General features: G+C 63.1%; 25 protein-coding genes. 14 read left to right on the top strand and 11 right to left on the bottom strand.

Going from position 1 to position 25,231, the window contains the following annotated elements; genetic code table 11:
* Positions 1–50 precede the first annotated feature (50 nt).
* Positions 51–476, bottom strand: coding sequence for a YybH family protein (locus tag HCN50_RS21435; RefSeq protein ID WP_171711664.1), 426 nt, complete (start codon positions 474–476; stop codon positions 51–53).
* A 200-nt stretch (positions 477–676) separates the two neighbouring features.
* On the opposite strand from HCN50_RS21435, the gene HCN50_RS21430 reads away from it, so the two are divergent.
* Positions 677–1,606 (top strand): LysR family transcriptional regulator, encoded by a 930-nt coding sequence (locus tag HCN50_RS21430; protein WP_171711663.1) that lies wholly within the window; start codon positions 677–679, stop codon positions 1,604–1,606.
* Positions 1,607–1,638: 32 nt separating this feature from the next.
* Here the strand turns inward: HCN50_RS21430 and HCN50_RS21425 are convergent, their stop codons facing one another.
* From HCN50_RS21425 to HCN50_RS21400, 6 genes are all read right to left on the bottom strand, one after another.
* On the bottom strand, positions 1,639–2,607 hold the full coding sequence (locus HCN50_RS21425; protein ID WP_171711662.1) for a peptidyl-alpha-hydroxyglycine alpha-amidating lyase family protein: 969 nt from the start codon (positions 2,605–2,607) through the stop codon (positions 1,639–1,641).
* An 83-nt stretch (positions 2,608–2,690) separates the two neighbouring features.
* Positions 2,691–4,478, bottom strand: coding sequence for a flavin-containing monooxygenase (locus HCN50_RS21420; RefSeq protein WP_171711661.1), 1,788 nt, complete (start codon positions 4,476–4,478; stop codon positions 2,691–2,693).
* A gap of 98 nt (positions 4,479–4,576) precedes the next feature.
* Positions 4,577–5,674 carry a DUF2855 family protein gene (locus tag HCN50_RS21415; RefSeq protein WP_171711660.1) on the bottom strand — a complete coding sequence of 366 codons (1,098 nt, stop codon included), beginning with the start codon at positions 5,672–5,674 and terminating at the stop codon, positions 4,577–4,579.
* Positions 5,675–5,889: 215 nt separating this feature from the next.
* Positions 5,890–7,416: an acyl-CoA synthetase gene (locus HCN50_RS21410; RefSeq protein WP_171711659.1), complete on the bottom strand. Its 1,527-nt coding sequence runs from the start codon at positions 7,414–7,416 to the stop codon at positions 5,890–5,892.
* A gap of 18 nt (positions 7,417–7,434) precedes the next feature.
* Complete coding sequence (locus tag HCN50_RS21405) at positions 7,435–8,622, bottom strand: ABC transporter substrate-binding protein (RefSeq protein ID WP_376700308.1); 1,188 nt, start codon at positions 8,620–8,622, stop codon at positions 7,435–7,437.
* 45 nt (positions 8,623–8,667) lie between these two features.
* On the bottom strand, positions 8,668–9,642 hold the full coding sequence (locus tag HCN50_RS21400; protein WP_171711657.1) for an NAD(P)H-dependent flavin oxidoreductase: 975 nt from the start codon (positions 9,640–9,642) through the stop codon (positions 8,668–8,670).
* Positions 9,643–9,851: 209 nt separating this feature from the next.
* On the opposite strand from HCN50_RS21400, the gene HCN50_RS21395 reads away from it, so the two are divergent.
* Positions 9,852–10,739, top strand: a complete 888-nt coding sequence (locus HCN50_RS21395) for a LysR family transcriptional regulator (protein WP_171711656.1) — start codon at positions 9,852–9,854, stop codon at positions 10,737–10,739.
* Here the strand turns inward: HCN50_RS21395 and HCN50_RS21390 are convergent.
* Positions 10,696–11,388, bottom strand: a complete 693-nt coding sequence (locus HCN50_RS21390; protein ID WP_171711655.1) for a DNA-3-methyladenine glycosylase family protein — start codon at positions 11,386–11,388, stop codon at positions 10,696–10,698. The genes HCN50_RS21395 and HCN50_RS21390 overlap by 44 nt on opposite strands.
* 125 nt (positions 11,389–11,513) lie before the next feature.
* On the opposite strand from HCN50_RS21390, the gene gluQRS reads away from it, so the two are divergent.
* Together gluQRS and HCN50_RS21380 are read left to right on the top strand one after the other, a co-directional pair.
* Complete coding sequence (gene gluQRS / locus HCN50_RS21385; RefSeq protein WP_171711654.1) at positions 11,514–12,416, top strand: tRNA glutamyl-Q(34) synthetase GluQRS; 903 nt, start codon at positions 11,514–11,516, stop codon at positions 12,414–12,416.
* Positions 12,417–12,480: 64 nt separating this feature from the next.
* A complete protein-coding gene (locus tag HCN50_RS21380; protein WP_171711653.1) occupies positions 12,481–13,737 on the top strand; it encodes an ATP-binding protein in 1,257 nt (418 codons plus the stop codon).
* On the opposite strand, the gene HCN50_RS21375 is transcribed toward HCN50_RS21380, so the two are convergent.
* On the bottom strand, positions 13,661–14,521 hold the full coding sequence (locus HCN50_RS21375) for a YihY/virulence factor BrkB family protein (RefSeq protein WP_210265050.1): 861 nt from the start codon (positions 14,519–14,521) through the stop codon (positions 13,661–13,663). The genes HCN50_RS21380 and HCN50_RS21375 overlap by 77 nt on opposite strands.
* 205 nt (positions 14,522–14,726) lie before the next feature.
* On the opposite strand from HCN50_RS21375, the gene HCN50_RS21370 reads away from it, so the two are divergent.
* From HCN50_RS21370 to HCN50_RS21345, 6 genes are all read left to right on the top strand, one after another.
* Positions 14,727–14,921 carry a twin transmembrane helix small protein gene (locus HCN50_RS21370; protein ID WP_171711651.1) on the top strand — a complete coding sequence of 65 codons (195 nt, stop codon included), beginning with the start codon at positions 14,727–14,729 and terminating at the stop codon, positions 14,919–14,921.
* Positions 14,922–14,943: 22 nt separating this feature from the next.
* The gene (locus tag HCN50_RS21365) at positions 14,944–15,516 is read left to right on the top strand and encodes a cob(I)yrinic acid a,c-diamide adenosyltransferase (protein ID WP_171711650.1); all 573 of its coding nucleotides are present in this window, start codon (positions 14,944–14,946) and stop codon (positions 15,514–15,516) included.
* 136 nt (positions 15,517–15,652) lie between these two features.
* Entirely contained in the window at positions 15,653–16,402 is a 750-nt protein-coding gene (locus tag HCN50_RS21360) for an electron transfer flavoprotein subunit beta/FixA family protein (RefSeq protein ID WP_171711649.1), read from the top strand.
* Positions 16,402–17,346, top strand: coding sequence for an electron transfer flavoprotein subunit alpha/FixB family protein (locus HCN50_RS21355; RefSeq protein ID WP_171711648.1), 945 nt, complete (start codon positions 16,402–16,404; stop codon positions 17,344–17,346). The genes HCN50_RS21360 and HCN50_RS21355 overlap by 1 nt, the downstream gene beginning before the upstream one ends.
* A gap of 188 nt (positions 17,347–17,534) precedes the next feature.
* Positions 17,535–18,416 carry a 3-hydroxybutyryl-CoA dehydrogenase gene (locus HCN50_RS21350; protein ID WP_171711647.1) on the top strand — a complete coding sequence of 294 codons (882 nt, stop codon included), beginning with the start codon at positions 17,535–17,537 and terminating at the stop codon, positions 18,414–18,416.
* A gap of 187 nt (positions 18,417–18,603) precedes the next feature.
* On the top strand, positions 18,604–18,792 hold the full coding sequence (locus HCN50_RS21345) for a putative motility protein (protein WP_171711646.1): 189 nt from the start codon (positions 18,604–18,606) through the stop codon (positions 18,790–18,792).
* A 145-nt stretch (positions 18,793–18,937) separates the two neighbouring features.
* Here HCN50_RS21345 and tlpA read toward each other — a convergent pair whose 3' ends face one another.
* The gene (gene tlpA / locus HCN50_RS21340) at positions 18,938–19,615 is read right to left on the bottom strand and encodes a thiol:disulfide interchange protein TlpA (protein ID WP_376700307.1); all 678 of its coding nucleotides are present in this window, start codon (positions 19,613–19,615) and stop codon (positions 18,938–18,940) included.
* 141 nt (positions 19,616–19,756) lie between these two features.
* Here tlpA and argH point away from each other — a divergent pair, with 141 nt between their 5' ends.
* The 4 genes from argH (at position 19,757) to HCN50_RS21320 (ending at position 23,920) form a co-directional block, all read left to right on the top strand.
* On the top strand, positions 19,757–21,148 hold the full coding sequence (gene argH / locus HCN50_RS21335; protein WP_171711644.1) for an argininosuccinate lyase: 1,392 nt from the start codon (positions 19,757–19,759) through the stop codon (positions 21,146–21,148).
* 107 nt (positions 21,149–21,255) lie between these two features.
* Positions 21,256–21,522: an LPS translocon maturation chaperone LptM gene (gene lptM, locus HCN50_RS21330; protein ID WP_171711643.1), complete on the top strand. Its 267-nt coding sequence runs from the start codon at positions 21,256–21,258 to the stop codon at positions 21,520–21,522.
* 13 nt (positions 21,523–21,535) lie between these two features.
* Positions 21,536–22,801 (top strand): diaminopimelate decarboxylase, encoded by a 1,266-nt coding sequence (gene lysA, locus HCN50_RS21325; RefSeq protein ID WP_171711642.1) that lies wholly within the window; start codon positions 21,536–21,538, stop codon positions 22,799–22,801.
* Between the two features lie 9 nt (positions 22,802–22,810).
* Positions 22,811–23,920, top strand: a complete 1,110-nt coding sequence (locus HCN50_RS21320; protein WP_171711641.1) for a hypothetical protein — start codon at positions 22,811–22,813, stop codon at positions 23,918–23,920.
* A gap of 40 nt (positions 23,921–23,960) precedes the next feature.
* Here HCN50_RS21320 and HCN50_RS21315 read toward each other — a convergent pair whose 3' ends face one another.
* Positions 23,961–24,980: an N-acetylmuramoyl-L-alanine amidase family protein gene (locus HCN50_RS21315; RefSeq protein ID WP_311968091.1), complete on the bottom strand. Its 1,020-nt coding sequence runs from the start codon at positions 24,978–24,980 to the stop codon at positions 23,961–23,963.
* Between the last annotated feature and the right edge of the window lie 251 nt (positions 24,981–25,231).

Below are 25,231 nucleotides of genomic sequence, written 5' to 3'. Positions count from 1 at the left end.
GGCGAGCGCGGCAAGTTCTTGCATTGCTGATTCTCCGTATTGTGCGGCGGCTATTCGGTGTGCGGCGGAGCTTCAACCGCCCAATCCGGATCGGCGCCGAACGGGTGATCCATGAAGAACACCCAGGTGCCGTCGGGCAGCCGGCGGTGAACCTCCATACCATGGTGATGCACTTCGGTCGGCTTGCCGTGTTCATCGGTACCCTTGATCAGCCACTGCGACCTCGTCATGGCGAAGTCGCCCGAGACTGTCGTGTGATGGGTCACGACATCCATGTGCGGCTTCATTCCGATGTAAGCCGCCATTGTCTTGCGGATGCCGTCGGCACCGCGCGCGACGCTGCTGCCGCCATGGACCTCGTCGACCTGAACGATTGAAGCTTCGGGATGATACATTGCCGCGGCGGCTTCAACGTCCTGCGCATTGAAGGCGCGAGCCAGCCAGAGATTGCAAAGTTCCGGGGATGGAGCACCCATTTTCGGTCTCCATGGGTTGAAGGTTGATCATTGCGATGAGGCAGCAGCGTTACGGTCCGATGCAAAGCCGGACCGGTGTCGTCTGTGTTGCTCATCGCGCTTCCTGTCATTCGATAGGTAACGTCTGGCAGAACGGAAAGCACGTTGGAATTGCGCCAGCATCACTTGCGGAAGCGCAAGGGCGCCATAACTGTGCAGCCATGGAGGACTGGAACGAGCCCCAACTTGTGTTGGCGGTGCACCGGGCAAGCAGCCTCACCGGCGCTGCCAAAGCGCTTGATATCGACCATTCGACCGCGTTTCGGCGCCTGAATGCCCTGGAGACGCGGCTCGGCGTGCGGCTGTTCGAGCGGCTTCCGGGCGGGGCCTACCAGGCGACGCCGGCTGGCGAGCGGATGGCTGCAGCGGCCGAGCGGATGGAAGACGAGGCACTCGCGATCGACCGCGACATTGCCGGCCGCGACCATCGTCTCTCCGGCCGCCTGCGGGTGACGTCCTCGGAAACGCTGGCGCATCGGAAACTCACCAGCCATCTCGCCACGTTTCGGCGGACCCATCCCGGCATCGTCGTCGAGCTCGTGATCGACAACCGCGTGCTCAATCTCTCGCGCCGCGAGGCCGACATTGCGCTTCGCCCGATGCGGCCGAAGGAGGGCGACCTCTGGGGCCGCAAGCTCGCCGATGTCGCGTGGACCTTCTACGGCGCCGTTGGCTACCTCAAGGATAGAAGCGGCGCCGCATCCGCGGACGATCTCATCCATCATGCCCTGATCGGATGGGAAGAAGCGGCTGTCGGCATCATGGCGGCCGACTGGCTCAATCGAATGGTGCCGGCTGACGCCTTCGTCTACCGGACCAACAGCCTCGTCAATCAGTTCACCGCCGCAAAGGCCGGCATCGGTCTCGCGCTTCTGCCGTGCTATCTCGGCGACGAAGAGCGCGATCTCGCCCGCGCCCTGCCAGATCTGGTGCCGGATCTCGTCGGCGAACTGTGGATCGTCACCCATGCCGATCTGAAGCGGACGGCGCGCGTCCGCGCGTTCTTCGATATCGTTGGTGACGGCCTTGCCCGCGAGCACAATTTGTTTGACGGGCGGGGCCGTTCCCACCCTTCCGCTCGCCGAGCTTAGCAAGGTCCTGGTGCTTCGCCGTCGGCGCACGTCTAGATCTTTTCCAGCTTCTGCAGGCATCGCGTCACCCCGACCTCCGGCGGCATCGGCGTGTCCGGAAAGCTCGTCTTCCAGTCGGTGACGCCGACCTCGCCGATATAGATACCGCCCTTCGAATCCAGCGCGATACCGTGCGGCGCGAGGAATTTGCCCGCCTCCAGCCCCGGACCGTTCTCGCCGCCGAGACGGGCGATGCGTTTGCCTTTTGAATCGACGATCGAAAGCCGCGGGCCGAGATTGGGCACCTTGCGGTTGACGGCCATGCCGGGGCCGAGCTCGCCGACGATGAAGGTCGGCTCTCTGCCGCCGCAGCAACATAGCGCACAGGGCCGGTGCAGGAAATTCCACTGCGTCTCGTACTTGCCGTTGCCGTCGAACACCTGCACGCGGTGGTTCTCGCGGTCGGCGACATAGACCCAGCCGTCGGCATCGGTCGCGATGTTGTGCACGATGTTGAACTGGCCGGGATCGGTGCCGGGCTCGCCCCAAGTCATGAGCAGCTTGCCATCCGGCGAATATTTGTGGACGCAGGCATTGCCGTAGCCGTCGGAAACGTAGATCTCGCCTTTTGGCGACAGCGCGGTATGGGTGCAGCGGTGAAACGGCTCGCCGCTCATGAACGGCGTGGGCTTGTTCGGGATGCCGATCGTCAGCAGCACCTTGCCGTCGGTCGTGCACTTGCGCACGGTATGGTCGCCATCGTCGGTGCAATAGAGATTGTCGTCGGCGTCGATGTGCAGGCCATGGGCGCGGTTGAACAGGCCTTCGCCCCAGCTTCGGAGAAAATTGCCCTCGCGGTCGAGCACCACCATCGGATGGTCGCCGCGGTTGAAGACGTAGATGCGATCCTTGCTGTCGACCGCAACCGAAGCGACATCGGCCAGGCGCCAGCCATCCGGCAGCTTCGCCCAGTTTTCGACGACGCGGTAGCGGTACTCTCCAGAGCCGAGAATGACCGACATATGAAATTCCCCTCCAAGTTAATTGGGTTCGTCATTCCGGGCTGGTCCGAAGGACCAGCCCCGGAATTTCGAGATTCTCAAGATCATGCAATCGCTGCCCGCGGCCCGACATTGCGCGGCAGCAGCCCTTCCTCGATCGCCTTGATCTGCAGTGCGAGGTGCTTTGATCCGATGCGGCATTGCGCGAGGCCGCCAGCGATCAGCCAGAGGCCGGGCTGCTTCGTGCGGGTATACATGTTGCGCAGCTCCTGCTCCTCGCCAAAACCCCAGATCGTGCCGACACGTTTTTCCACCGCCTCGCCGAATAGTTTTCGCACCAGCTCTTCCTGGCGCCGGTAGCCGGTCGCCAGCACCACGAGGTCGGCTTCGATGATCTCGCCGCCCTTCATCTTGGCACCTGCGGCCGTGAACGTGTCGAGATCGGCAAATTGCTTCAGCGCGATATCGCCCTTGATGATGAGGTCGGAGCAGCCCACGTTGAAGTAATAGCCGCCGCCACGCGTGAGGTATTTGAACTGCCAGCCGGTATTGTCCTCGCCGTAATCGAGCTTGAAGCCGAGGCGATCGAGGCCCTCGAGCAGTTCCTTGTCGAGCGCCTTGGATTTTTCGGCTGTCAAGGCGTGGCTCTTGCGCGCCAGCTTGAGCGGCATCGAGACGGCGATCAGGTCGTTGTCCTCGAGCGTGCCTTCGTTATAAGGCGCGTAGACCAGTTGCGCCGACGGCTCGATGCTGACCACCAGTGTGGAAGAGCGCTGGAACAGCGTGACGTCAGCGCCGCTGGAATAGAGGTCCTGCGCGATGTCGTGGCCGCTGTTGCCGGTGCCGATCACGATGGCGCGCTTGCCCTTCCAGTTCTCGCCATCGTCATACTGGCTGGAATGCAGCACCTTGCCGGCGAAGTCCTTCAGGCCGGCAATGTCAGGCACATTCGGGATGCCGCTGACGCCGGTCGCCAGCACCACATGGCGCGGATGCATGATGCGCTTTTTGCCGCCGCCACGGCGCAGCGTCACGGTCCAGCGGCCTTGCCGCTCGTCGTAGCTGCCGCCCTCGAACTCGGTCTCGGTCCAGAAATTCAGCTCCATGGCCTCGACATAGGCCTCGAACCAGTTGGCGAGCTTGTCCTTCGGGATATAGGTCGGCCAGTTCGGCGGGAAGTGCAAATAGGGCAGGTGGTTGACCTGCACCTGGTTGTGCAGCGTCAGCGCGTGGTAGCGCTTGCGCCAATTGTCGCCGATGCGCTTTTCGCGATCGACGATCAGGGTGTCGACATTGAGCTGCTTCAACCGCGCGGCGATCGAAAGTCCGGATTGGCCGCCGCCGATGACGAGCACGGTCGGGTCGCGGTCGGCATAGTCGGCCGAGGCCCTGCGCAGGTCGAGCCAGTTGGGGCCGCGAAAATCGCGCGAATAGGCATTGCCGCGCGGGCGGTTGACGCCGAGTTGCTCCTCAAAGCCCTTGAGTTCGCCAAGCTCCGTCAGCAGCGTCCAGGCTTTCAGGCGGTTACCGTCGTACGCATCTGATATCAGGCGGATGACGCCGCTGCCGCGCCCGACCTTGGTCTCGAAATTGAAAATGGCTTCGATGGCGTTGGTGCCGGCGCGCATCACCTTGCGCGGGGCGGCGCGGCCGGGCGCGATGGCGAAGCCGCAGGGCGCAGCGCTGCGGGCCAGCGCCGGCAGCGCGTTCAGAATGGCGTCTCTGCCGTTGAGCGTCTGGATGTTCCAGCTCAGCGCCAGCACGTCGCGCCAATAGCTGTCGGGGTGGAATAGGTGGTACAGCAACGCTTCATCGGGCTTCGTCAGCGCTTCCTCGAACTGCGCAAGCCAAGTGTTGGCGGCAACGGCGCTGTCTTCCGTCCTGTCGAGCATGGGCGCTTCCCATCGCTGGCCGTCTTCGCGGCGTTTCCCTTGCCGCGAAGGCTATACCCATTTGTGACGGGACAGAAAGGGCGCGAAGGAGATGCCGCCTATTCCGATAAGGAAAGCATCAGCCCGTGGTCCGCCGGAACGCGGCCATTCAGGGTGTTGAGATAGGCGCGCTGAACGGCCGCAGGCCCGCGGTGCTCGCTCACCTTCACCCAGTGGTCCAGCTTCGGGACGAGGCCGGCCCATGCGGCGCCAAACCGCGCATCGAAGCCGCCGGGGCCCCATCCCCTGGCGCGCTTGCGGATGTGATCAGGAGCGAAGAAGAATTGCGGCTTGGCGCCCCCACCCGGCAGGGCCTGCGCCGCCTCGCCGGGCGATGACTTGCGATGGGTGAGCCCGACGATTCCGCTATATTTCATCTGCTCGCCGAAGTGCTGGTGCAGCGTCGCACGTAACGGGCTGTTGCCGGCCATATCGACATAGGCCACGGGCTGGTCTGCCGGCAGCGAATTCACGTCGTCATAGGTCACGACCTCGTCGTAGCAGCCGAGCGATTTGACGAAGTCGACATTGCCGGCCGACGTCAGGCCGATCGTCCTGATGCCGCGCGCATGTACGAGATGCGCAAGGCCGTATGCGGTCTTGCTGGAAGCCGAGGACAGCAGCACGCGCTTTGCGCCAAAGAATTCGTTCTCGGCGAGAAAATCATCCGCGATGAACGACAGCGCGAATAACGGCCGTAGCAGCGCCTGATAGTCGCCCTGCTTGCCCGCAAACGCCGCATCGCCGCTGACCCGCCTGTAGGCATTATAGACGGGGGAGACCTCCTGCCGGTGCGCGGTGGCGTCGCGCAGGCCAGTTTTGGAGACGTCGGCGGCTTCGATGACGAGATGTGTCGACATCGGAAAGTAGCCGAACAAGGTCTCGCCTTCGGCAACGCCGGGATGTCTTGAGATGATCACTTCGGCAAATCCCCATACTGGAACGTTGCCGAAACCTTCGGGCGCCGGAAACAACTGCCAATACTTCAGATGATCGCCGAGGACGGCATAGGTGATGTTGTTGGCGGTGAAGGCGAAGCGCGTGACCTTCACCAGCAGCGCCTCGTCAGGCAGCGCGGTCGCGTCGGGCAGTGGCGTGTCGACCACCTTGCAATGCTGCAGATCGTTGCGGGCTACGACGAAGTCGATGGATGACATCTGTTTCGATCCCTGCTTCACATGCAGCGATCTTTGCGCCGTCCGATGACCGTTTTGCAACAGCCATGATGTTTAAAACAGTGTTTGGATTGGCGTTCCAGTCGTCCCCGTGTCATTGCGAGGAGCGCAGCGACGAAGCAATCCATCTATCCCCGTGCGGTGAGGTGGATTGCTTCGCTTCGCTCGCAATGACGTGGAGAGAGCCGAAATTGCCCTCACCCAATCGCGCGCAGTTTGCCTTCCGTATATAAATCGCGCAGCTTGCGCTTGAAGATCTTGCCGGTGGCTTCGCGCGGCATCGCGTCCATGAACTGGACGTCCTTCGGTACCTTGAAATTGGCGAGCCTGCTGCGCAGAAACTCCTGTACCGCGGCCGGAGAGAGCGTTGCGTTGGTTTCCGGCTCGATGCAGGCGAACAGCCGCTCGCCGAACTCGTCGTCGGGCACGCCGAACACCGCGCAGTCGCGCACGCCGTCCATGCCGATCAGCGCGTTCTCGATTTCGGCCGGATAGATGTTGACGCCGCCTGATATCACCATGTCGCGCTTGCGGTCGCAGAGGAACAGATAGCCGTCCTCGTCGAGGTAGCCGACGTCGCCGACGCTGACCAGGCCATCGCGGCCGGCCTCGGCGCGCGCCTCGGCCTTGCCGTGATAGTCGAAGTCCGGCACCGACATCTGCCGCATGAAGATCTCGCCGGGCTCGCCGACGCCGCACAGCGAACCGTCGGGGCGGAAGATCTTGACGACGCCGCCCTCGATCGCGCGGCCGACGGTGCCGGGCTTTGCCAGCGCCTCGGCGGCGGAGTGCCAGACCGGAATGCCGGTTTCGGTCGAGCCGAAATATTCGTTGATGACCGGTCCCCACCAATTGATCATGGCGCGCTTGACCTGCGGCGGGCAGGGCGCCGCGCCATGTACCACGAAGCGCAGCGACGACAGATCGTAGCGTCGCTTCACCTCATCCGGCAGCCGCAGCAGGCGGACGAACATGGTCGGCACCATGTGCATATGAGTGACGCGGTGGCGTTCGATCAGTTGCAACATGTCCTCGGGATCGAAACGCGGCTCGAGAACAATTCTGCAGCCGCTGCGGAACGCCAGCATGCCGTAGGAGTTCGGCGCCGAATGATACATCGGTCCGTTCATCAGGATGATCTGATCTTCGTTCGGCTTGACGCCATAGGCGATGCCGCCGACGCGCGCCGAGGCTGCAGCCTGTTCCGGCGTCATCGGCTTGCGGCGCACACCTTTGGGCGCGCCGGTCGTGCCCGACGTATAGAACATCGGCGCGCTGCCGATCGGAGCCTCGCCAGAAGGCGCATGCGTATCGCGCCAGCGGTCCCAGTCCGTCATGCTATCAGGGACCTGCGTCGCCGCTACAGGCACGTTGAACGCCGCGGCGATTTCCGGCGGCGTCGTCACCACCAGGAGCCGCACATCGCCTGGCAAGCCAGTCTTGATCTGCGGCAGCAAGTCGGCGTGGCAGACCAGGATCTTCGCGCCGCTGTCGGCGAGGATGTAGGCGACCTCCTCGGCCTTCAGGTGCCAATTGATCGGCACCACCGGGCTGCCCAGCGCTGCCGCGCCGGCCGAGACCTCGAAGAACGCAAAGTCGTTGCGCAGCATCATGCCAACTGGCACGCCGCCGCCGACGCCGAGCGCCTTGAAGCCCGCCGTCGCCCGCGCGATGCGGGCGTGAATGTCGGGATAGCTGATCTGGCGGTCGCCGCCGATGATCATGGCTGATTTCTCCAATGCTTACGGTTCTTGATCTTCGATCAGGTCGCCGAACCCAACCCAGCTCTTGCCGTCGAAGCGCTGCATGCGGAGCTGTTGGAACAGCAAATAGTCGTCGGGACCGGTGGTCACGGTGATGCCGGGCAGCAGCAGCGGCAGTGAAAGCTTGTTCAGCGAGGTCGCCTTCTTCAAAACGTTCGCACGGCTGAGATCGTCGCCACACGCGCGCAGCACATGCGCCAGCAACGTCAGGCTGGTATAGCCGCTGGCGTAGGTGGTGTCGTGCGGGTCGGCCGAAGGCATGTACTGCTTCATGAAGGCGAAATACTCCTTCACGTCGGCATCGTCAGCCCATTGCGGATCGTTGATGTTCTTCAAATAGGCCGCGGAGACCAGGCCGGTGGCGTTTTCCAGCCCCGCGGGCGTCAGGATCGTCGCGATCGAGGTGACTGAAGTCGGCACCAGGAACAGGTCCGGCTTGAAACCCATCTCGGCGCTGCGGCGGATCATCTGCGAGCCGAACTTGCCGATGGCGACGCCGAAGAACACGTTGGCGCCGGAAGCCTTCAGCGTGGCGAGTTGCGAGTCGATCGTCGGCTGCGTGCTCTCATAGACCGCTTCGGCCACGATCATGCTGGCCGCCTTGTCGCCGAGGCCGCGCTTGAATGCAGAGACATAGTCGCGCCCGAAATCGTCGTTCTGCGACAGGATCGCGATCTTTGCGTCGGGCTTGGTGCGCAGCACGTGCTTGGCGTAGATGACGCCTTCGGAATGGTACGAGGCCATTCCGCCGATCGTCCACGGGAAATTCTTCGGATCGGCCCATTTGCTGGCGCCGGTAGTGATGAAGAGTTGCGGAACCTTCTTCGCGTTCAGGTAGCGATGGACCGCGCTGTTGGTCGCAGTGCCAAGCGAGCCGAAAACCAGCAGCACCTCGTCCTGCTCGACCAGCCGGCGGGTCTGTTCGACGGTCTTGGGCGGCGAATAGGCGTCGTCGAGGCTGAGCAGCTTGAGCTTGCGGCCGCTAATGCCGCCTTCCGCGTTCACCTTGTCGAAATAAGCCTGCGCGACCTTGCCGAGCCCGGAATAGCTCGACAGCGGACCGCTGTAGGGCATGGTCTGGCCGATCAGGATTTCGTTGTCGGCGCTGGCGGTGCTCGCCGCTAACGCCAGTAGCCCGGCGCAGCACATCGCAATGGCTCTCATCATCTCACTCCCTGTTGTTTGATTGGCTGTTGCAGAAGCCGGCGTGTCTTACGCACGCGCGCGCTTCAGGAATTCGCCGCTGGCGTCAGCGAATTCGGCCTTGAGCCGCTCCACCAGCTCTGCGACCGGCGGCGCGTCGGTGATCTGCCCGATTCCCTGGCCCGAGCCCCAGATGTCGCGCCACGCCTTGGCCTTGGTGTTGCCGCCGGAGCCGAAATTCATCTTCGACTTGTCGCTTTGCGGCAGATTGGCGGGATCGAGCCCTGCCGCCACGATCGAGGGGCCGAGATAGTTGCCATGCACGCCGGTGAACAGGTTGGAATAGACGATGTCGTGCGCGGCGTGCTCGATCAGCGCCGCCTTGTAGGACGGATCGGCATTGGCCTCCCGCGTGGCGATGAAGCGGGTGCCCATGTACGCCATGTCGGCGCCGAGCGCGAGCGCCGACGCAATACCCCAGCCATCCGAGATCGCGCCCGACAGCAGCACGGTGCCCTTGAACCACTGCTTTACTTCGCGCAGCAGCGCGAATGGCGACAGCGTGCCGGCGTGACCGCCGGCGCCGGCGCAGACCAGGATCAGACCGTCCACGCCATGCTCGGCGGCTTTCCGCGCATGCTTGACGTTGATCACGTCATGAAACACCACGCCGCCATAGGAGTGCGCGGCCTCGACGACTTCGATCGGTGGCCGCAGCGAGGTGATGATGATCGGGACCTTGTGCTTCACGCAGGTTTCCATGTCCTTCATCAGCCGGTCGTTGGAGGAATGGCAGATCTGGTTGACGGCGTAGGGCGCGACCTTCTTGCCGGGATATTTCGCTTTGTACTCGCCGAGCTCGTTCTCGATTCGGCTCAGCCACTCGTCGAGCTTTTCCACAGGGCGGGCGTTCAGCGCGGGGAAAGAACCGACAATGCCGGCCTTGCACTGGGCAATCACAAGCTCGGGTCCGGAGACGATGAAGAGCGGCGAGCCAACCACGGGCAGTTCGAGCGTGTCGGCAAGCGAGGCAGGCAACGGCATTTGATCACTCCCTTTGCAGCGCAAGGCCGGCTCCGGGCCGGCGCGCATCGATGATGTTGATTGAGAGCGCCGGACCCCGGGCAAAGCCGCCGGCCGGGCGCTGTTATTGCCGCCATTATAAGTCTGGACGGCTGACGCCCACCTGTTCAATATTGAACAGACGTTCGTCCAGTGTTGAACAGCGCGATCTAAGCCCGCATGGAGAGCCGATGGACTGGGACCTGTGCAAAAGCTTCGTCGCGGTGGCCGAAACCGGCAGCTTCGCGGCCGCTGCGCGCCGCTTACGTTCCAGCCATCCGACGGTTGGGCGAAAGATCGCCGAACTGGAGGGTCAGCTCGGCGTTCCCCTGTTCGCCCGCTCCACCGATGGCCTGGCACTTACTTCGCACGGACAGAAATTTCGCGAGCATGTCGAAGCCATGGCTGCGGCGGCCTTGCGTGCCGAGGCTGCGGTCTCCGCGACTGGCGCGCAGGCGAGGGGCGTCGTCAAGCTGTCGATTGGCTCGACGCTGGCCTCGCACTGGCTAATGCCGCGGCTCGGGCCGTTCCTGCGCAGGCACGACCATATTCAGCTCGAGATCATCACCTATCCCTATCCGGCGAGCGTGCGGCGCCGCGAGGCCGACGTCGTGCTGCGCCCGGTCGATAGCGGCGAGGAGAATTTGATCGGCCGCAAGATTGGCCGTCTCGGCACCGGTTTTTACGCCTCGCGCGACTATGCCGCGCGGCGGCGGCTGCCTGAGCGCAGTGACGAATGGAAGGGCCATAGCGTGATCGGCTTCGCCGATCGGTTGTCGAACGAGCGGCTGGCGCGCTGGAGCGACGCGATCACGCGGCAGGGGACGATGGTGATGCGCTGTTCCTCGCAAGGCGACATGCTCGCCGCCGCGCGCGCCGGCCTGGGGATATCGACACTGTCCTGCTTCGTCGCCGCCACCTACCCCGAACTCGTTCGCGTCGCCCCGCAAAAGCTCGTCAGCGTGGCGGATCTCTGGCTGCTGGCCCATCCCGATCTCGTCGATCTGCCCGCGGTGCGCGCGGTAATCGACTTCGTCACGGCTTCCGCGCGGGAGGACCGGGTGCGGTTGCGGGGGTGAGCTTGTCGGGAAGTACGCCCTCGCGCTTCTTCAAGTGACGATAATAGCTCCACCACAGATGCGCCGCCGCGCCGCGCAGGGGGCGCCACGGCTCCGCCAGCGGCATCATCTGCTTGGCGCTCGGGCGCGTCTTCAGGCCGAGCCCGATCTTGACCGCCTCCTGCACCGCGAGATCGCCGGCTGGCCAGGCGTCGCCATGGCCAAGACAGAACAGCAAATAGACGTCGGCGGTCCACGGGCCGATGCCGGGCAGCGCGGTCAGCGTGTGATGCGCGGCATCCGCGTCCTCTTCCGCCAGCACCTCGAGATTCAGCCGCTCGGCGGCTAGTTCGCGCGCGATATGTTTCAGCGTCTTGATCTTGGCGGCCGAAAGCCCCAGCCGGCCGAGCCGATCGGTGCGGGCCTTGCCGACGGCGTGATGGTCGAACGGATCGAACGCTGCCGTCAACCGCGCCCAGATCGCTCCGGCGCTAGCGGTGGACAATTGCTGGCCGCACACGATGGCCGCTAGCCCGGTGAACCCCGGCTCGCGTTGCCGCAGCGCCGGCATGCCGGTCAGCTCAAGGATCGGCTTGAGCCGCGTGTCCTGCTTGACCAGAGTATGGATGGCGTCTTCGAGGTCGGACTGGCTGTTGAGGTGGACGGTCATTGAAACTTTTCGGCTGGTCCGGCTTGTCATGCGCGGGCTTGACCCGCGCATCCATCTTATATCGTAAAAGTCTTTCTTTAGGATGGATTGCCGGGTCAAGCCCGGCAATGACAGTGTCACGATCAATGCCGCGACCCGTTTTCCGTTTTGCTCCCAGCCCGAACGGCTACCTTCATCTTGGGCACGCCTATTCGGCGTTGCTCAACTTCGACCTTGCCCGCCGCGCCGGCGGCAGGTTCCTGCTGCGGATCGAGGATATCGACGCGACCAGGTGCCGGCCGGAGTTCGAGGCGGCGATCTACGAAGACCTCGCCTGGCTCGGCATATCCTGGGAGACGCCGGTGCGGCGGCAATCGGAGCATTTCGCGCGCTATCGGGACGCGATCGATGAATTGGCAGGCCTAGGCCTGATCTATCCGAGCTTCGAGAGCCGCGCGGAAATCGCCCGCCTGGTCGCGCAGCGCGAAGCCGGCGCGCCCTGGCCGCGCGATCCCGACGGGGCGCCGCTCTATCCGGGGGATGCGAAATCGCTGTCGCCCGACGAGCGCAGCCGGCTGGTCGGGCAGGGCATGCCTTACGCGCTGCGGCTCGACATGGCGGCCGCCTGCGCGCGCGCGAATCAACTCTGCTGGATCGAACATGGCGAAGGTCCCGATGGCGAGACCGGCGTCGTGAGCGCGCGGCCCGAAGCCTGGGGCGACGTCATTCTCGCCCGCAAGGAAACGCCGACCAGCTATCATCTCTCCGTCGTGATCGACGACGCCCAGCAAGGCGTCACCGACGTGGTGCGGGGCAGGGACCTGTTCTGGTCGACCAGCGTACACCTCCTGTTGCAGCGGATGCTCGGTATCCCGCAACCGGTGTATCGGCATCACCGGCTCATCCAAGATGGATCCGGACAAAAGCTCTCGAAATCGACAAACGCCACGGCTTTGCGCGAATTGCGTGGACAAGGTGCCTCGCCTGCAGAGATTCGCCGGCTCGTCGGTTTGTCGGACGACTTCCGTAATTCTACTGGGAGTTGTTGAAAACGTCTCCGTGACACCGGCCGCCATCGCGTGTCATGCTGGTTGCGGCAGAGGAAGGGGGAACATGGCGGCAAAGCGGCGCTCACGGCGCACCACACGGCCAGTAAAGAAGCGGCAAACGAAAAAGCGCGTCTCCCGCGCCGCGGCACAGCCGCGCGGTGCACGCAAATCCGCCGTTGCCGCCACGGGCATGGTCGAAACCGCGCTGGCGACTTTCGCGCACGAGGTCCGCACCCCGCTCACGGGCATTCTGGCGATCAGCAATCTCCTGGCCACCTCCGAACTCGGCGAGCGCGAACGGCGCTGGGTCGACACCATCAAGGCGGGGGCCGAACATCTGGCAAGCCTTGCGACGCTGTTCGTCGACGCCGCGCGCAGCAGCGGCCGGGGGCTCAAGGTGCTGCAGGACTTCTTCGACCTGCGCACGCTCGCCCGCAATGCCGGTGATTCGCTGACCGGCCGCGCCGCGGCCAAGGGTCTGCAGTCATCGGTTGCGATTTCCGAAAAACTGCCGGGATTTGCGATCGGCGACCCCGTCCGCCTGCGCGCCGCGCTGGAGAACCTGATCGACAATGCCGTGAAATTCACCGATCACGGCAGCGTCGCGCTGCAGATCACGTCGGTCCGCGCCCCGAAGGGCAAGGTCGCCGTCTCGTTCGCGGTCTCCGACAGCGGAATCGGCCTCGCGCAGAACGAGATCAAACGTCTGTTCCGGCCGTTCTCGCAGGCCAATGTCTCCATTGCGTCGCGCTTCGGCGGTGCCGGGCTCGGCTTGTCGTCGGTCAGGCAACTGGCACGCGCCATGGGCGGCGACGTCACCGTGATGCAACGACGCGGCGGCGGCACGACCTTTACTCTCAAAGTGGTGATGTCACCCGCACAGGACGTCGTGACAGCCGCGGACGTCGCCGATGGCGAGGTCTCGATCGGTTCGCTGCGGCCGTTGCGCCTGCTCAGCGTCGAGGACAATCCGTTCGGCCGCGTCGTGCTCAATGCGATCCTGACCGAACTCGGTCACCAGGCCGAATTTATCGGCCAGGGCGAGGCGGCGCCGGAACGGCTCGCGCAAGGCGCCTTCGACGCGGTGCTGATGGACATGGTGCTGCCGGGGATCGACGGCATCGAGGCGATCAGGCGCATTCGCGCGCTGCAAGCGCCGCTCGGGGGCGTTCCGATCATCGGCATATCCGGCCGCAGCGAGGACGAGGCGGCGTCCCGTGCCGCCGGCGCCGATATCTTTCTGGTCAAGCCCGTGAGTCCGCGCGCTTTGGCGACTGCGCTGCATGAAGCGACATCCCCTTCGGCAATTGCGACTTCATGATCGCGGCATTCAGTTCGCCGCCAAAGACGAAAATTGCCGAAATGAAATACAGAAACACCAGCGCGATGATGACCGAGGCAAGTCCCGCATACATCGTCACGTAGTTGCTGGCAAAGCGCGCCAGATACTGGCCAAACACGATGCCCGAGATCAGCGATCCCACCATCGTGAAGACGATGCCAGGCAGGATCTGCAGAAAGCTTCGCCGGCCGCACGGCAGCCAGGCGTGCAGGACGAACAGCGCCACCGTCATCGCCGTGATCGTTATCCCGTAGCGGGCAAAGAACAGAAAGCTTTCGTTGCTCTCGACGAAGAACGGGATGTGGCGGCGTGCCGTCTCCAGGATCAGCGGACCGAGCACGATCAGGAACGCCATCAAGAGCGACGTGACGGCGGCGACCAGCGTGTAGCCGATCGATTCCAGCCGCAGCCAGTACCAGGCCCGCGGCTCGACCACCGAATAGGCGCGGTTCAGCGCGACGCGCAGCGCCTCGACGCCGTTGGAAGCGAAATATACCGCCAGCACCGCGCCGACGGTCAAAACGCCGCCGCGCGTCGTGGTCAGCACGTCGTGGATTTCGTCGGCCAGCGCGTCCGCGACCTGTTGCGGCCAGGTTTGCAGCAACAGTCCCACGGCTCCATCGGCGAGTTCCTTCGACCCGAAAAAGCCCGCCAGCGACGTCAGCACGATCAGGAAGGGGAATAGCGCCATCAGCGTCGACAGCGCGATGTGGCTCGCGATCGCCCAACCGTCATCGGCGAGGAACGTATAGAACGCCTCCATCACGACGAGGTAGATAAAGCGAATAAGCCTCACATCTCACCTCGATCAGGGGTGTGGCGGTCCGGGCCGATTACTTGGCCCAAGACTTAACCCTAAGACTTGGGCTAGCATCTGATATTATTGGGCTAAAAGCCAGATCGTCGAGCGGTTGTGCGAGGGATGTGAACGTGTGGAAGTCGGCGGGCCGCGGTGTTATGTAGCGCCGATGACATCCTTTCTGAGTTCGATCGTTCTTCCCCTCGCGCTTGCGGCCGTGGCTGTCGTGCTGCTGCTCGGCCTTGTCAACATGATGCGCGGCGGCTCGCCGAACCGCTCGCAGAACCTGATGCGGCTTCGGGTCTTGCTGCAGTTCATCGCCATCGTGATCACCATGGTGGTGGTGTGGGCGATGGGCAGATAAGATTAGTAGAAGGGAAGCGCCGATGGTCGTGCTCAACCGCATCTATACGAAGACCGGCGATGACGGCACCACGGCGCTCGGCAGCGGCGAGCGCCGTCCGAAATACGATTTGCGCATTAGCGCCTATGGCACCGTGGACGAAACCAACGCCGCCATCGGCCTGGTGCGGCTGCATCTTGGCGAGGCGCGCGAGCTCGATGCGATGCTGGGCCGGATTCAGAACGACCTGTTCGATCTCGGGGCCGATCTCGCCGTGCCCCAGCGCGACGGCAAGGCCGAACGGCTGCGGATGCTGGCAAGCCAGGTCGAGCGGCTCGAGCGCGACATCGATGCGCTCAACGAGCATCTCGCGCCGCTGACCTCGTTCGTGTTGCCTGGCGGCACCCCCGCTGCCGCATACCTGCATCTCGCCCGCACCATATGCCGCCGCGCGGAACGGATGATCGTGGAACTCGCCGCGCAGCCGGAGGAGCCGGTCAGCGAGGCTGCCATTCACTATATGAACCGACTGTCGGATTTTCTGTTCGTCGCCAGCCGCGCCATGAACGATAATGGGGCCGGAGACGTGTTGTGGGTGCCGGGTCAGAACCGCTAAGGTAGGCGTTTTCCGGGGCCGATTTTTGGCTTTCGCGCGTTGACCGCCGATAGCGGGACCTTTAGGTTCCGCGCCCAAAGTCAATACAAGCTAATACCAAGCCAATTAACCCCAGAATTCAAGCGAAAGAGGATCGATGAAGGTTCTTGTGCCGGTAAAGCGGGTGGTCGATTTCAACGTCAAGGTCCGCGTCAAGAGCGACGGAACGGGCGTGGAACTGGCCAACGTGAAGATGTCGATGAATCCGTTCGACGAAATCGCCGTCGAGGAAGCGCTGCGGCTGAAGGAAGCCGGCAAGGCGACCGAGGTCGTGGTGGTTTCGATCGGCCCGGCGCAGGCCTCCGAGACGATCCGGACCGGCCTTGCGATGGGCGCCGACCGCGGCATCCTCGTCAAGGCGGAAGGCAATGTCGAGCCCTTGGCGGTCGCCAAGCTCTTGAAGGCGGTGGCTGAAGCGGAAAAGCCCGGCCTCATCATTCTCGGCAAGCAGGCGATCGACGACGATTCGAACCAGACCGGCCAGATGCTGGCCGCGCTGCTCGGATGGCCGCAGGCGACCTTCGCCTCCAAGCTCGAAATCGAAGGTTCTGACTTCAAGGTCACGCGCGAGGTCGACGGCGGCCTGCAGACCGTGAAGCTCAAGGGACCGGCGATCGTCACCACCGATCTGCGGCTGAACGAGCCGCGCTATGCATCGCTGCCCAACATCATGAAGGCGAAGAAGAAGCCGATCGACGACAAGAGTGCGTCCGACTATGGCGTCGATCTTACGCCGCATCTCGAAGTGCTGAAGACGGCGGAACCGCCCGGCCGCAAGGGAGGCGTCAAGGTCAAGGACGTCGCTGAACTGGTATCCAAACTCAAGACCGAAGCCGGGGTTCTCTGATGACGACGCTTCTGATTGCCGAACACGACAACGCGTCGATCAAGGACGCCACCAACAAGGCGCTGACAGCAGCCGCCGCGCTCGGCGCCGACGTGCATGTGTTGGTCGCCGGTGAGAACGCCAAGGCGGCGGCCGATGCCGCAGCCAAGCTCGCCGGCGTCAAGAAGGTGCTGCTCGCCGATAACGCCGCCTACGCCCACGATCTCGCCGAGCCGCTGGCCGCGCTGATCGTGTCGCTGGCCTCCGGCTACGATGCCTTCGTCGCGCCCGCAACCTCGCGCTATAAGAACGTGATGCCGCGCGTAGCGGCGCTGCTCGACGTGATGCAGGTGTCCGAGATCATCAAGGTGGTCTCGCCCGACACTTTCGAGCGGCCGATCTATGCCGGCAACGCCATCCAGACGGTGAAGTCGAAGGATGCCAAGAAGGTCATCACGGTGCGGACCTCGACTTTCGCCGCGGCCGGCGAGGGTGGCAGCGCGCCGGTGGAGAACGCCACCGCGGCAGCCGATCCGGGCCTCTCCAGCTTCGTGGGCGAGGAAGTCGCCAAGAGCGACCGTCCGGAACTGACGTCGGCGAAGATTATCGTCTCCGGCGGCCGCGCCATGCAGAGCCGTGAGAATTTTGCCAAATATATCGAGCCGCTCGCCGATAAGCTGGGCGCCGGCGTCGGCGCCTCGCGCGCCGCCGTCGATGCTGGCTATGCGCCGAACGACTGGCAGGTCGGCCAGACCGGCAAAGTGGTCGCCCCGGAACTATATGTCGCCATCGGTATCTCCGGGGCGATCCAGCATCTCGCCGGCATGAAGGATTCCAAAGTGATCGTGGCGATTAACAAGGATGAAGACGCGCCGATCTTCCAGGTTGCCGATTACGGCCTGGTGGCCGACCTCTATCAGGCGGTTCCTGAGTTGACCGACGCGCTCGGCAAGCTCGGCAAGTAACGGAACACCGGCCGGACGCGCAAACGTCCGGCCGGTGTTTACCTTAAGCGAATGCGGGCGAAGGGGATTAAGCTTCGCGTGAAGAATACGTGCCAATGGTGGGACTGAAACCTCGCGTCTGATGATATCGTAGCTGAGGTTTAGAGATGAACAGGCGCGATATGCGCGCCGTTCCGGTGGATGACAAAATGGCGGTGACAATCAAGAAGGTCGGCGTGATCGGCTCGGGCCAGATGGGCAACGGCATCGCGCATGTGGCGGCGCTGGCCGGTCTGGACGTGGTGCTCAACGATGTCTCCGACGAGCGGCTGAAATCGGCGATGGCGACCATCAACGGCCATCTGTCGCGCCAGGTCGCCAAAAAGGCCATCACCGAAGATGCGCGCAAACAGGCGCTCAATCTCATCACCACCACCGGGACGCTCGACGGCCTGGCGGATTGCGATCTCGTGATCGAGACCGCGGTCGAAAAGGAAGAGGTCAAGCGCAAGATCTTTCACGAGCTTTGCGCGGTTCTGAAGCCTGAAGCGATCGTTGCCACCAACTCCTCGTCGATTTCGATTACGCGGCTTGCGGCCTCGACCGACCGTCCCGAGCGCTTCATCGGCATTCATTTCATGAATCCGGTGCCGGCGATGGAGCTGGTCGAGCTGATCCGCGGCATCGCCACCGACGATAACACCTTCGACACCGCCAAGGAATTTGTCGGGAAGCTCGGCAAGCAGGTCGCGGTTTCGGAAGATTTTCCGGCCTTCATTGTCAACCGCATCCTGCTGCCGATGATCAACGAGGCGATCTACACGCTCTATGAGGGCGTCGGCAACGTCGAGGCGATCGATGCCGCGATGAAGCTAGGCGCGCATCACCCGATGGGGCCGTTGGAACTGGCCGATTTCATCGGCCTCGACACCTGCCTGTCGATCATGCAGGTGCTGCACGAGGGGCTGGCGGATTCGAAGTACCGGCCGTGCCCGCTGCTCGTGAAATATGTCGAAGCCGGCTGGCTCGGCCGCAAGACGCAGCGCGGCTTCTACGACTATCGCGGCGACAAGCCGGTCCCGACGCGCTGATAAATTTATCACTGCCGGGCTTGAGCCGGCAATCCATCCCCTTCGAAAGCATCTTATGAAGATTGCTGGATGCGCGGGTCAGCCCGCGTATGACGGCTTGAGTGACTGGCCGCGCACTCGCCCAAATCTCCAGATTTCGTTAACCGGTGCCAAGGTAGGGTGCGCTCGCGTTTAAGGAGTGCTGCGCATGGATATGATGGCTATGGTTTCAAGCATGCTCGCGATGCAGGCGGCGGGCACGCAGCAGCAGATCCAGACGTCAATCATCAAGCAGAATGCGGACGCGGAGAAATCCGCGGTCCAGACGCTGCTTGGCATCCCCTCGAGCGCCAATCTCGCCCCTGGCGTCGGCGGCAACCTCGATATCGCGGCCTGATAAGAATCCCTGAAGCGACCGTTAAACCCTCATGGTGAGGAGCGCGTCTTCGCGCGTCTCGAACGTGGCCCGGCTGGTGCCATTCATCCTTCGAGACGCCGCTCACGCGGCTCCTCAGGACGGGGTCCGACAATCGTCGCGACCGCTAACTTCCCGCCTTCATCGGCTGCAGGGCGGCCTTGATCAGCTTGATGGCGTCGTCGCTGGCCCATTCGGCGGGGCCGGCGAGGTTCGCGATCTCGCAGCCCTGGGCGTCGACCAGCACCGAGGTTGGCATGCCCAGCGCCTTGCCTATGTTCTTAAGATCCTGAAAAACCTTGGCTTTTGAGTCGGAAAAATAGCCGAGCCGGGTCAGGTTGGCCTCTTTCAGGAAATTTTTCGGCTTCTCGGGATCGCGGGTGTCGATATTGACGGCGACCACCTCGAAATCCTTGCCCCCGAGCTTGGCCTGCAGGCTGTCGAGCGCGGGCATCTCTTTTCGACACGGCACGCACCAGGTGGCCCACAGGTTCAACAGCACGGTCTTGCCGCGCCATTCCGACAGTTTCCGCGGCTTGCCCTCGGCGTCTTCAAAGGCGAGATCGGGCAGCCGCAGGGGCGTCGTTGCCATGGTCAGTGCGGCGACCTCGCCATGCGCCAGTGGCGCGATCTTGCGGGCCAGCTCGACGGCCCCGCTGCAGGCCGGATCGCCGCCCATGCCCCGCTTGAAGCTGCCGAGCCCGTAAAACGCGCCTAATCCGACCACGCCCGCAGCCACCACCGCGCCAATGGCGATCGGGATCCGGCGCGTCTTGGCCGGGCGGGGCGGGGACATTTCGGGCATATCGTTTGTCATCCTGTGTCAGATACGGCTATGCAGGGCGCACGATTACGGTCGAGTTACGGTCGAAACCGGCGCGGCGTTTCGCGGCCGATACGACGATCTAGATGGCAGGGCTTGATAGATGACAAGGCTTGGGAAGTCATGAGCAACAAGATGTGGGGCGGCCGGTTCTCCGAGCGCCCCGATGCGATCATGGAGGAAATCAACGTCTCGATCGACGTCGACCGCCATCTCTATGCCCAGGACATCACAGCGTCCAAGGCCCACGCAGCGATGCTGGCGGCGCAGGGCATTATCACCGCGAGTGATGCGAAAAATATCGGCAAGGGTCTAGACACGATTTTGTCAGAAATCAGCAAGGGCTCCTTCGATTTCAAGCGCGCGCTCGAAGACATCCATATGAATGTCGAGAGCCGGCTTTCCGAACTGATCGGGCCGGCCGCGGGACGGCTGCACACCGCGCGCTCGCGCAACGACCAGGTCGCGACCGATTTCCGGCTCTATGTCCGCGACACGATCGACGCAACGGACGCGGCGCTGGCCGCCTTTCAGCATGCGCTGGCTAGCCGCGCGCTGGAACATGCCGCGACTGTGATGCCGGGTTTCACCCATCTGCAGACCGCCCAGCCCGTGACGTTCGGTCACCATCTGCTCGCCTATGTCGAGATGGCCGCGCGCGACCGCGGCCGCTTTGCCGATGCGCGTCGGCGGCTGAACGAATCGCCGCTGGGTGCCGCGGCGCTGGCCGGAACCTCGTTTCCGATCGACCGCACCGCCACCGCCACGGCGCTCGGCTTCGATCGTCCGATGGCCAATTCGCTCGATGCGGTATCGGACCGCGACTTCGTGCTCGAAACACTGTCGGCGGCGTCAATCGCCGCCGTGCACATGTCACGCTTTGCCGAGGAGATCGTGATCTGGACCTCGCCGCTGGTCGGCCTTGTCCGGCTCTCCGACAAGTTCACCACCGGCTCCTCGATCATGCCGCAGAAGCGCAATCCGGATGCTGCCGAATTGGTGCGCGCCAAGACCGGCCGGGTGATCGGCGCGCTCAACGGGCTCCTGATCGTGATGAAGGGCCTGCCGCTCGCCTATCAAAAAGATATGCAGGAAGACAAGCAGGGTGCGATGGAGGCGTTTGCCGCGCTCTCGCTCGCGATCCGGTCGATGACCGGCATGGTGCTCGACCTCGTCCCCGACGAGGCGCGGATGAAGGCCGCCGCCGGCGAGGGCTATGCCACCGCCACCGATCTGGCCGACTGGCTGGTCCGGACGCTGAAAATGCCGTTCCGCGATGCCCATCACGTCACCGGGCGTATCGTCGCCCTCGCATCGAAGCAGGGCGTGGCACTGCATGAATTGCCGCTGCAAGCGATGCAGGAGGTCGACCCCAGGATCACCGCGGATGCCCTGCAGGTGCTGTCGGTGGAAGCTTCCGTCAAAAGCCGGACCAGCTATGGCGGCACCGCGCCGAAGAACGTGGTTTCGCAGGCCAAAGCCTGGCTGAAACGGCTGGAAAAAGAGCGAAAATAGGCTGGAAGAGAAAATTTCGCTGCAATTTCATGGTGGTCCGTGGCTCATCGGCACTCGCCAGACCCGGGCAATCTTTGTATGGTGCGCCGCGCATTGGGGATTTCGTCGTGATCAGTAACTACCGCCCGTCATCGTCGGGATGGGCCATCATCCTGCTGAGCGTGACCGCGCTCGCGCTCGGGGGCTGCGGCCGCAAGGGCGGGCTCGATCTGCCGCCAAACGCGGCGGTGCCGCAGGGTCAGGCCGCATCGGACACGGAGGCCGAGCGCGCGGCGCAGCCCGGCGTCTTCAATTCGACCTACGGAACCGAGGCAAGCCCCAACGCGCCCAAGGGCAGCAAGAAAAAATTCGTTCTCGATCCGCTGCTGGACTGAGACTGAGCGCGCTATGAATCATTTCGACTATCGCAACGGCGTGCTTCACGCCGAAGCCGTCAGCCTGTCCGAACTCGCGGACGCCGTCGGCACGCCGTTCTATTGCTATTCGACGGCGACCCTGGAGCGTCACTACCGCGTCTTCACCGAGGCCTTTGCCGGCGAAAAGACGCTGGTCTGCTACGCCATGAAGGCCAATTCCAACCAGGCGGTGCTGCGTACGCTGGCAAAGCTCGGGGCCGGCGCCGACGTCGTCTCGGGCGGCGAATTGAAGCGCGCGCTGGCCGCCGGAATTCCGCCCAACAAGATCTTGTTCTCCGGCGTCGGCAAGACGGAGGCCGAGCTGCGCGCGGCGCTTTCGGCCGACATCCTCTGCATCAATGTCGAGTCCGAGCCCGAGCTGGAACTGCTGTCGAAGCTCGCGGTCGAGACCGGCAGAACCGCGCGGATTTCATTGCGCGTCAATCCGGATGTTGATGCCGGCACCCATGCCAAGATCGCCACCGGCAAGTCCGAGAACAAGTTCGGCATCCCTCTTGTGCGGGCGCGCGAGGTCTATGCCCGAGCGGCCAAGCTGCCAGGCATCGAGGTGACCGGCACCGACATGCATATCGGCAGCCAGATCACCGATCTCTCCCGGATGGAGACCGCGTTCCGGATTCTCTCCGATTTCGTGCAGACACTGCGTGCCGACGGCCACAGAATCGAGCATATCGATTTCGGCGGCGGGCTCGGCATTCCCTATCATGCCGACCGCGAGGCGCCGCCCCTGCCGTCAGCGTATGCCGCGATGGTCAAGCGGGTGACGCATAATCTCGGCTGCACGCTGATGTTCGAGCCCGGCCGCATGATCGTCGGCAACGCCGGCATCCTGGTCTCCCGCGTCATCTATGTGAAGCCAGGCGAGGCCAAGAACTTCGTCATCATCGACGCCGCGATGAACGATTTGATCCGCCCGACGCTCTACGAAGCCCACCACGATATTCTTCCCGTGCGCGAGCCAGCAAACGGCACGCCAACGATCACGGCCGATGTGGTCGGGCCGGTCTGCGAAACCGGCGACTATCTCGCGCTCGATCGCAATCTGCCCGAACCCAAGGCCGGCGATCTCCTCGCAATCATGACCGCCGGCGCCTACGGCGCCGTGCAGTCCGGCTTCTACAATACCCGGCCGTTGGTGCCGGAGGTCCTGGTCAAGGACGACCAGTACGCGATCGTCCGCCCGCGCATCGAGGTCGACGAATTGATCGCGATGGATCGGCCGGCGCCGTGGTTCTGAGGTCGTAGGATGGGTGGAGCGAAGCGATACCCATCAAAAGCGAGCCGATGGGTATCGCTCGCCGCGGCCGCCATTGGCAATCTCAGCTTCATGTTGCCTGCGATGGGTGAGCCGGCCGCACTCACGAAACGACAGTCGGATGCGCTCACCACATACAACAATTCACGAAGCCGCTTTGAGCAGATCCTGCGCCAGCGGCGCGCGCAGATCGAATCCAACCAACGGCTGCCCAACCTGCCGGGACAGGCCCTCTACCTTGCACGCAACAATATGATGAGCGCGTACAAGGACCTCACCGACGCGCTTCCGTCCAGAATAGGCAGGCCCAACAAATACGGAATCCCGCCGGCATATTTTAGCGCTGACAATGAACCGCTCCTCGATGAGTACAGGAGACTCTTCGACCTCATGCAAGCGCCGCCCGCCAACGCGCAAAAATCAGATACTCCATTCAAGGACGTTGTCGATCTGGGCACTGCCATTGCGCGAGCCAGGGGCCTTGGTGCGGCTAACGCCGAAGTGGCAGGCCGCATCAGCCTGGGGCTGTTCTTTGCCGAGACAAACGGCAATCAGAACATCGGGAATGCGCGCTCGAACAAATACAAGGGCAGTCTGCAATCAGGCGTATCCGAAGATCAAAATGGGCAAAGGAAATGGGCAGCAATAAAGAAGTCGATAGCCGCCTTTGATCCCGCACTGAACGCTCGCGACGACAGGGAAGAGGCGCGCGTCGGTAATCTGGATCGTCGGTTCAACCACTGGACCGCTGTGCGGGATGCCCTCATGAACGCACACGCGGATATTTTTCCGCAAGTACCGGCGATCGTGAAAACGCTGCCAAACCCGATCGATCAAATGAAGCTGTTTGAATTGATCCAGATTATTCCCAGCCCGACGAGGTCCGCACTGGGTTCACGCAACCTGGTCGACTACAGAATTTCCGACCCGAAGGTGATGGCATATCTGCGCAACAACAGCATTTTCACCTTTGGACAAGCCGACAGGGCGAAAACATCCGCAACGTTCCGCGAAATTCTTGACGCGATGTGGCTGTTCAACGACAAGTTTGAAGGAGCGCTTTCCAAGTTCGACGAGATCAAGACGCAGTCCAAGAGTTGAAAATCGGCGGATTGGAATTGGATGCGAGGTGGGGCCGCCATCAGAGCGGACCGAGAATGCCCCATCGAGGCTCACAGAATTCCTTGACCGCCGCTACGACACTGCTGCTGATGATGTCCCTCCGTTCAGGCGAACTCATCTTGAGTTCTTCATCTCGGTTGATGATCGAGCCGGCCTCCAGCAGGGCGGCAGCCATCCGGGTCTTTCTCAGCACGATCAGCTCATCGTAGCGATACACGCCGGTTTCCGCATTCAGCAGCGGGCGCTGGTGCCGGCCCATGATCGGCTCGGAATATTGTTTGGCATAATCAAGGCCCTGGGCCTTCATTTCCTTGCCGATCAGTTCGGCGAACGAGAGGCTTGTCTTGAAGTCCGGATTGTTGCGGGAGACGAAGACCGAGTATCCGCTGAACCGGTCGCTGAAACGGCTTTTCTTTCCTCCGAATTCCCAGTCCTCGAGGAATTTGTTGGGCACGGAATCATGGTGGATCGACAGGAAGAGATCTGCGCGCAGATCGTTGGCTGTCGCGACGCGTTTGAAGAGGCTGCGCTTGGCCTTGCCCTCGGTCAGCAGCAATCTGGTCTCGACAAAGCCTTCGGCCTTCAGCTTCTCCTCGATCTGCTTTGCAAGGCGCAGATTGAAGACAAACTCGGAGACGTTGCGGGCGCTGATCGCGCCTTCCGATTCGGCCGTATGTCCGACATCCAGCAGGATCCGGAGCTTTGCGGGATCGCACCGGGTCGCGACCGGTTTCAGAGCGGCAGGACTCAGGTGAAGCGGACCCAGCGCGGCCAGCTTTACGGCGTGGCGCTTTGGCGCGGCAGCCCGCCTCGCCAAAGCGGCTGGCTTTGGCGACGTGACGTGCTTCGGCGGCCTGGCTTGTTTTGCTGATCTGCCTTGCTTCGGAGAGCCTTTAATGACATCCGACAGCCAGCCGGCATCGCTGGCCTCGATCGGCAGCAGCACCATTGCAGCCATTGCGACGACCATGGTGCGGCGGCCGAGCCAAAATCCCCATGCGACACTGCCGAGAACACAAGTGAACCCGCGGCGCTTCATGCTCGCTCCCCTGGATGCCATCATAGCATCAGAGGTCGCGATGGGGGAGAGGGTCGGTGATGTCTATTCCGGGTTCTCCATGGGCGGAGCGAACCTGCCCGAGGTCATGGGCGCCAAAATCGCGCGAGGTCAGCCGAGGCGTTGCGGCCCCCCGCTACATTTCAACGCCGACGGATCCGCAGGGCTTTAAGGTTTGGAGCGAGCGCCCGTGCAAGCATCCCTCATGTTTCTGGGCGTAGGCAAGCACGCCC

It is taken from the genome of Bradyrhizobium archetypum (assembly GCF_013114835.1).
In the GTDB taxonomy this organism is placed as follows: domain Bacteria; phylum Pseudomonadota; class Alphaproteobacteria; order Rhizobiales; family Xanthobacteraceae; genus Bradyrhizobium; species Bradyrhizobium archetypum.
Note: the sequence above shows the minus strand (reverse complement) of the source record. Positions and strands in the feature narration are given on the sequence as shown.

Bases quoted from the DNA above. Each gene is read 5' to 3' on its own strand.
- HCN50_RS21410 (WP_171711659.1), bottom strand. From the start codon at position 7,416: ATGATCATCGGCGGCGACCGCCAGATCAGCTATCCCGACATTCACGCC.
- argH (WP_171711644.1), top strand. From the start codon at position 19,757: ATGAGCAACAAGATGTGGGGCGGCCGGTTCTCCGAGCGCCCCGATGCG.
- HCN50_RS21400 (WP_171711657.1), bottom strand. From the start codon at position 9,642: ATGCCGTTGCCTGCCTCGCTTGCCGACACGCTCGAACTGCCCGTGGTT.
- HCN50_RS21345 (WP_171711646.1), top strand. From the start codon at position 18,604: ATGGATATGATGGCTATGGTTTCAAGCATGCTCGCGATGCAGGCGGCG.
- HCN50_RS21395 (WP_171711656.1), top strand. From the start codon at position 9,852: ATGGACTGGGACCTGTGCAAAAGCTTCGTCGCGGTGGCCGAAACCGGC.
- HCN50_RS21430 (WP_171711663.1), top strand. From the start codon at position 677: ATGGAGGACTGGAACGAGCCCCAACTTGTGTTGGCGGTGCACCGGGCA.
- HCN50_RS21365 (WP_171711650.1), top strand. From the start codon at position 14,944: ATGGTCGTGCTCAACCGCATCTATACGAAGACCGGCGATGACGGCACC.
- HCN50_RS21315 (WP_311968091.1), bottom strand. From the start codon at position 24,980: ATGAAGCGCCGCGGGTTCACTTGTGTTCTCGGCAGTGTCGCATGGGGA.
- HCN50_RS21350 (WP_171711647.1), top strand. From the start codon at position 17,535: ATGGCGGTGACAATCAAGAAGGTCGGCGTGATCGGCTCGGGCCAGATG.
- HCN50_RS21380 (WP_171711653.1), top strand. From the start codon at position 12,481: ATGGCGGCAAAGCGGCGCTCACGGCGCACCACACGGCCAGTAAAGAAG.
- HCN50_RS21360 (WP_171711649.1), top strand. From the start codon at position 15,653: ATGAAGGTTCTTGTGCCGGTAAAGCGGGTGGTCGATTTCAACGTCAAG.
- HCN50_RS21370 (WP_171711651.1), top strand. From the start codon at position 14,727: ATGACATCCTTTCTGAGTTCGATCGTTCTTCCCCTCGCGCTTGCGGCC.
- HCN50_RS21435 (WP_171711664.1), bottom strand. From the start codon at position 476: ATGGGTGCTCCATCCCCGGAACTTTGCAATCTCTGGCTGGCTCGCGCC.
- HCN50_RS21355 (WP_171711648.1), top strand. From the start codon at position 16,402: ATGACGACGCTTCTGATTGCCGAACACGACAACGCGTCGATCAAGGAC.
- HCN50_RS21425 (WP_171711662.1), bottom strand. From the start codon at position 2,607: ATGTCGGTCATTCTCGGCTCTGGAGAGTACCGCTACCGCGTCGTCGAA.
- tlpA (WP_376700307.1), bottom strand. From the start codon at position 19,615: ATGCCCGAAATGTCCCCGCCCCGCCCGGCCAAGACGCGCCGGATCCCG.
- HCN50_RS21320 (WP_171711641.1), top strand. From the start codon at position 22,811: ATGGGTGGAGCGAAGCGATACCCATCAAAAGCGAGCCGATGGGTATCG.
- HCN50_RS21390 (WP_171711655.1), bottom strand. From the start codon at position 11,388: ATGACCGTCCACCTCAACAGCCAGTCCGACCTCGAAGACGCCATCCAT.
- HCN50_RS21415 (WP_171711660.1), bottom strand. From the start codon at position 5,674: ATGTCATCCATCGACTTCGTCGTAGCCCGCAACGATCTGCAGCATTGC.
- lysA (WP_171711642.1), top strand. From the start codon at position 21,536: ATGAATCATTTCGACTATCGCAACGGCGTGCTTCACGCCGAAGCCGTC.
- HCN50_RS21375 (WP_210265050.1), bottom strand. From the start codon at position 14,521: ATGGAGGCGTTCTATACGTTCCTCGCCGATGACGGTTGGGCGATCGCG.
- HCN50_RS21405 (WP_376700308.1), bottom strand. From the start codon at position 8,622: ATGATGAGAGCCATTGCGATGTGCTGCGCCGGGCTACTGGCGTTAGCG.
- HCN50_RS21420 (WP_171711661.1), bottom strand. From the start codon at position 4,478: ATGCTCGACAGGACGGAAGACAGCGCCGTTGCCGCCAACACTTGGCTT.
- gluQRS (WP_171711654.1), top strand. From the start codon at position 11,514: ATGCCGCGACCCGTTTTCCGTTTTGCTCCCAGCCCGAACGGCTACCTT.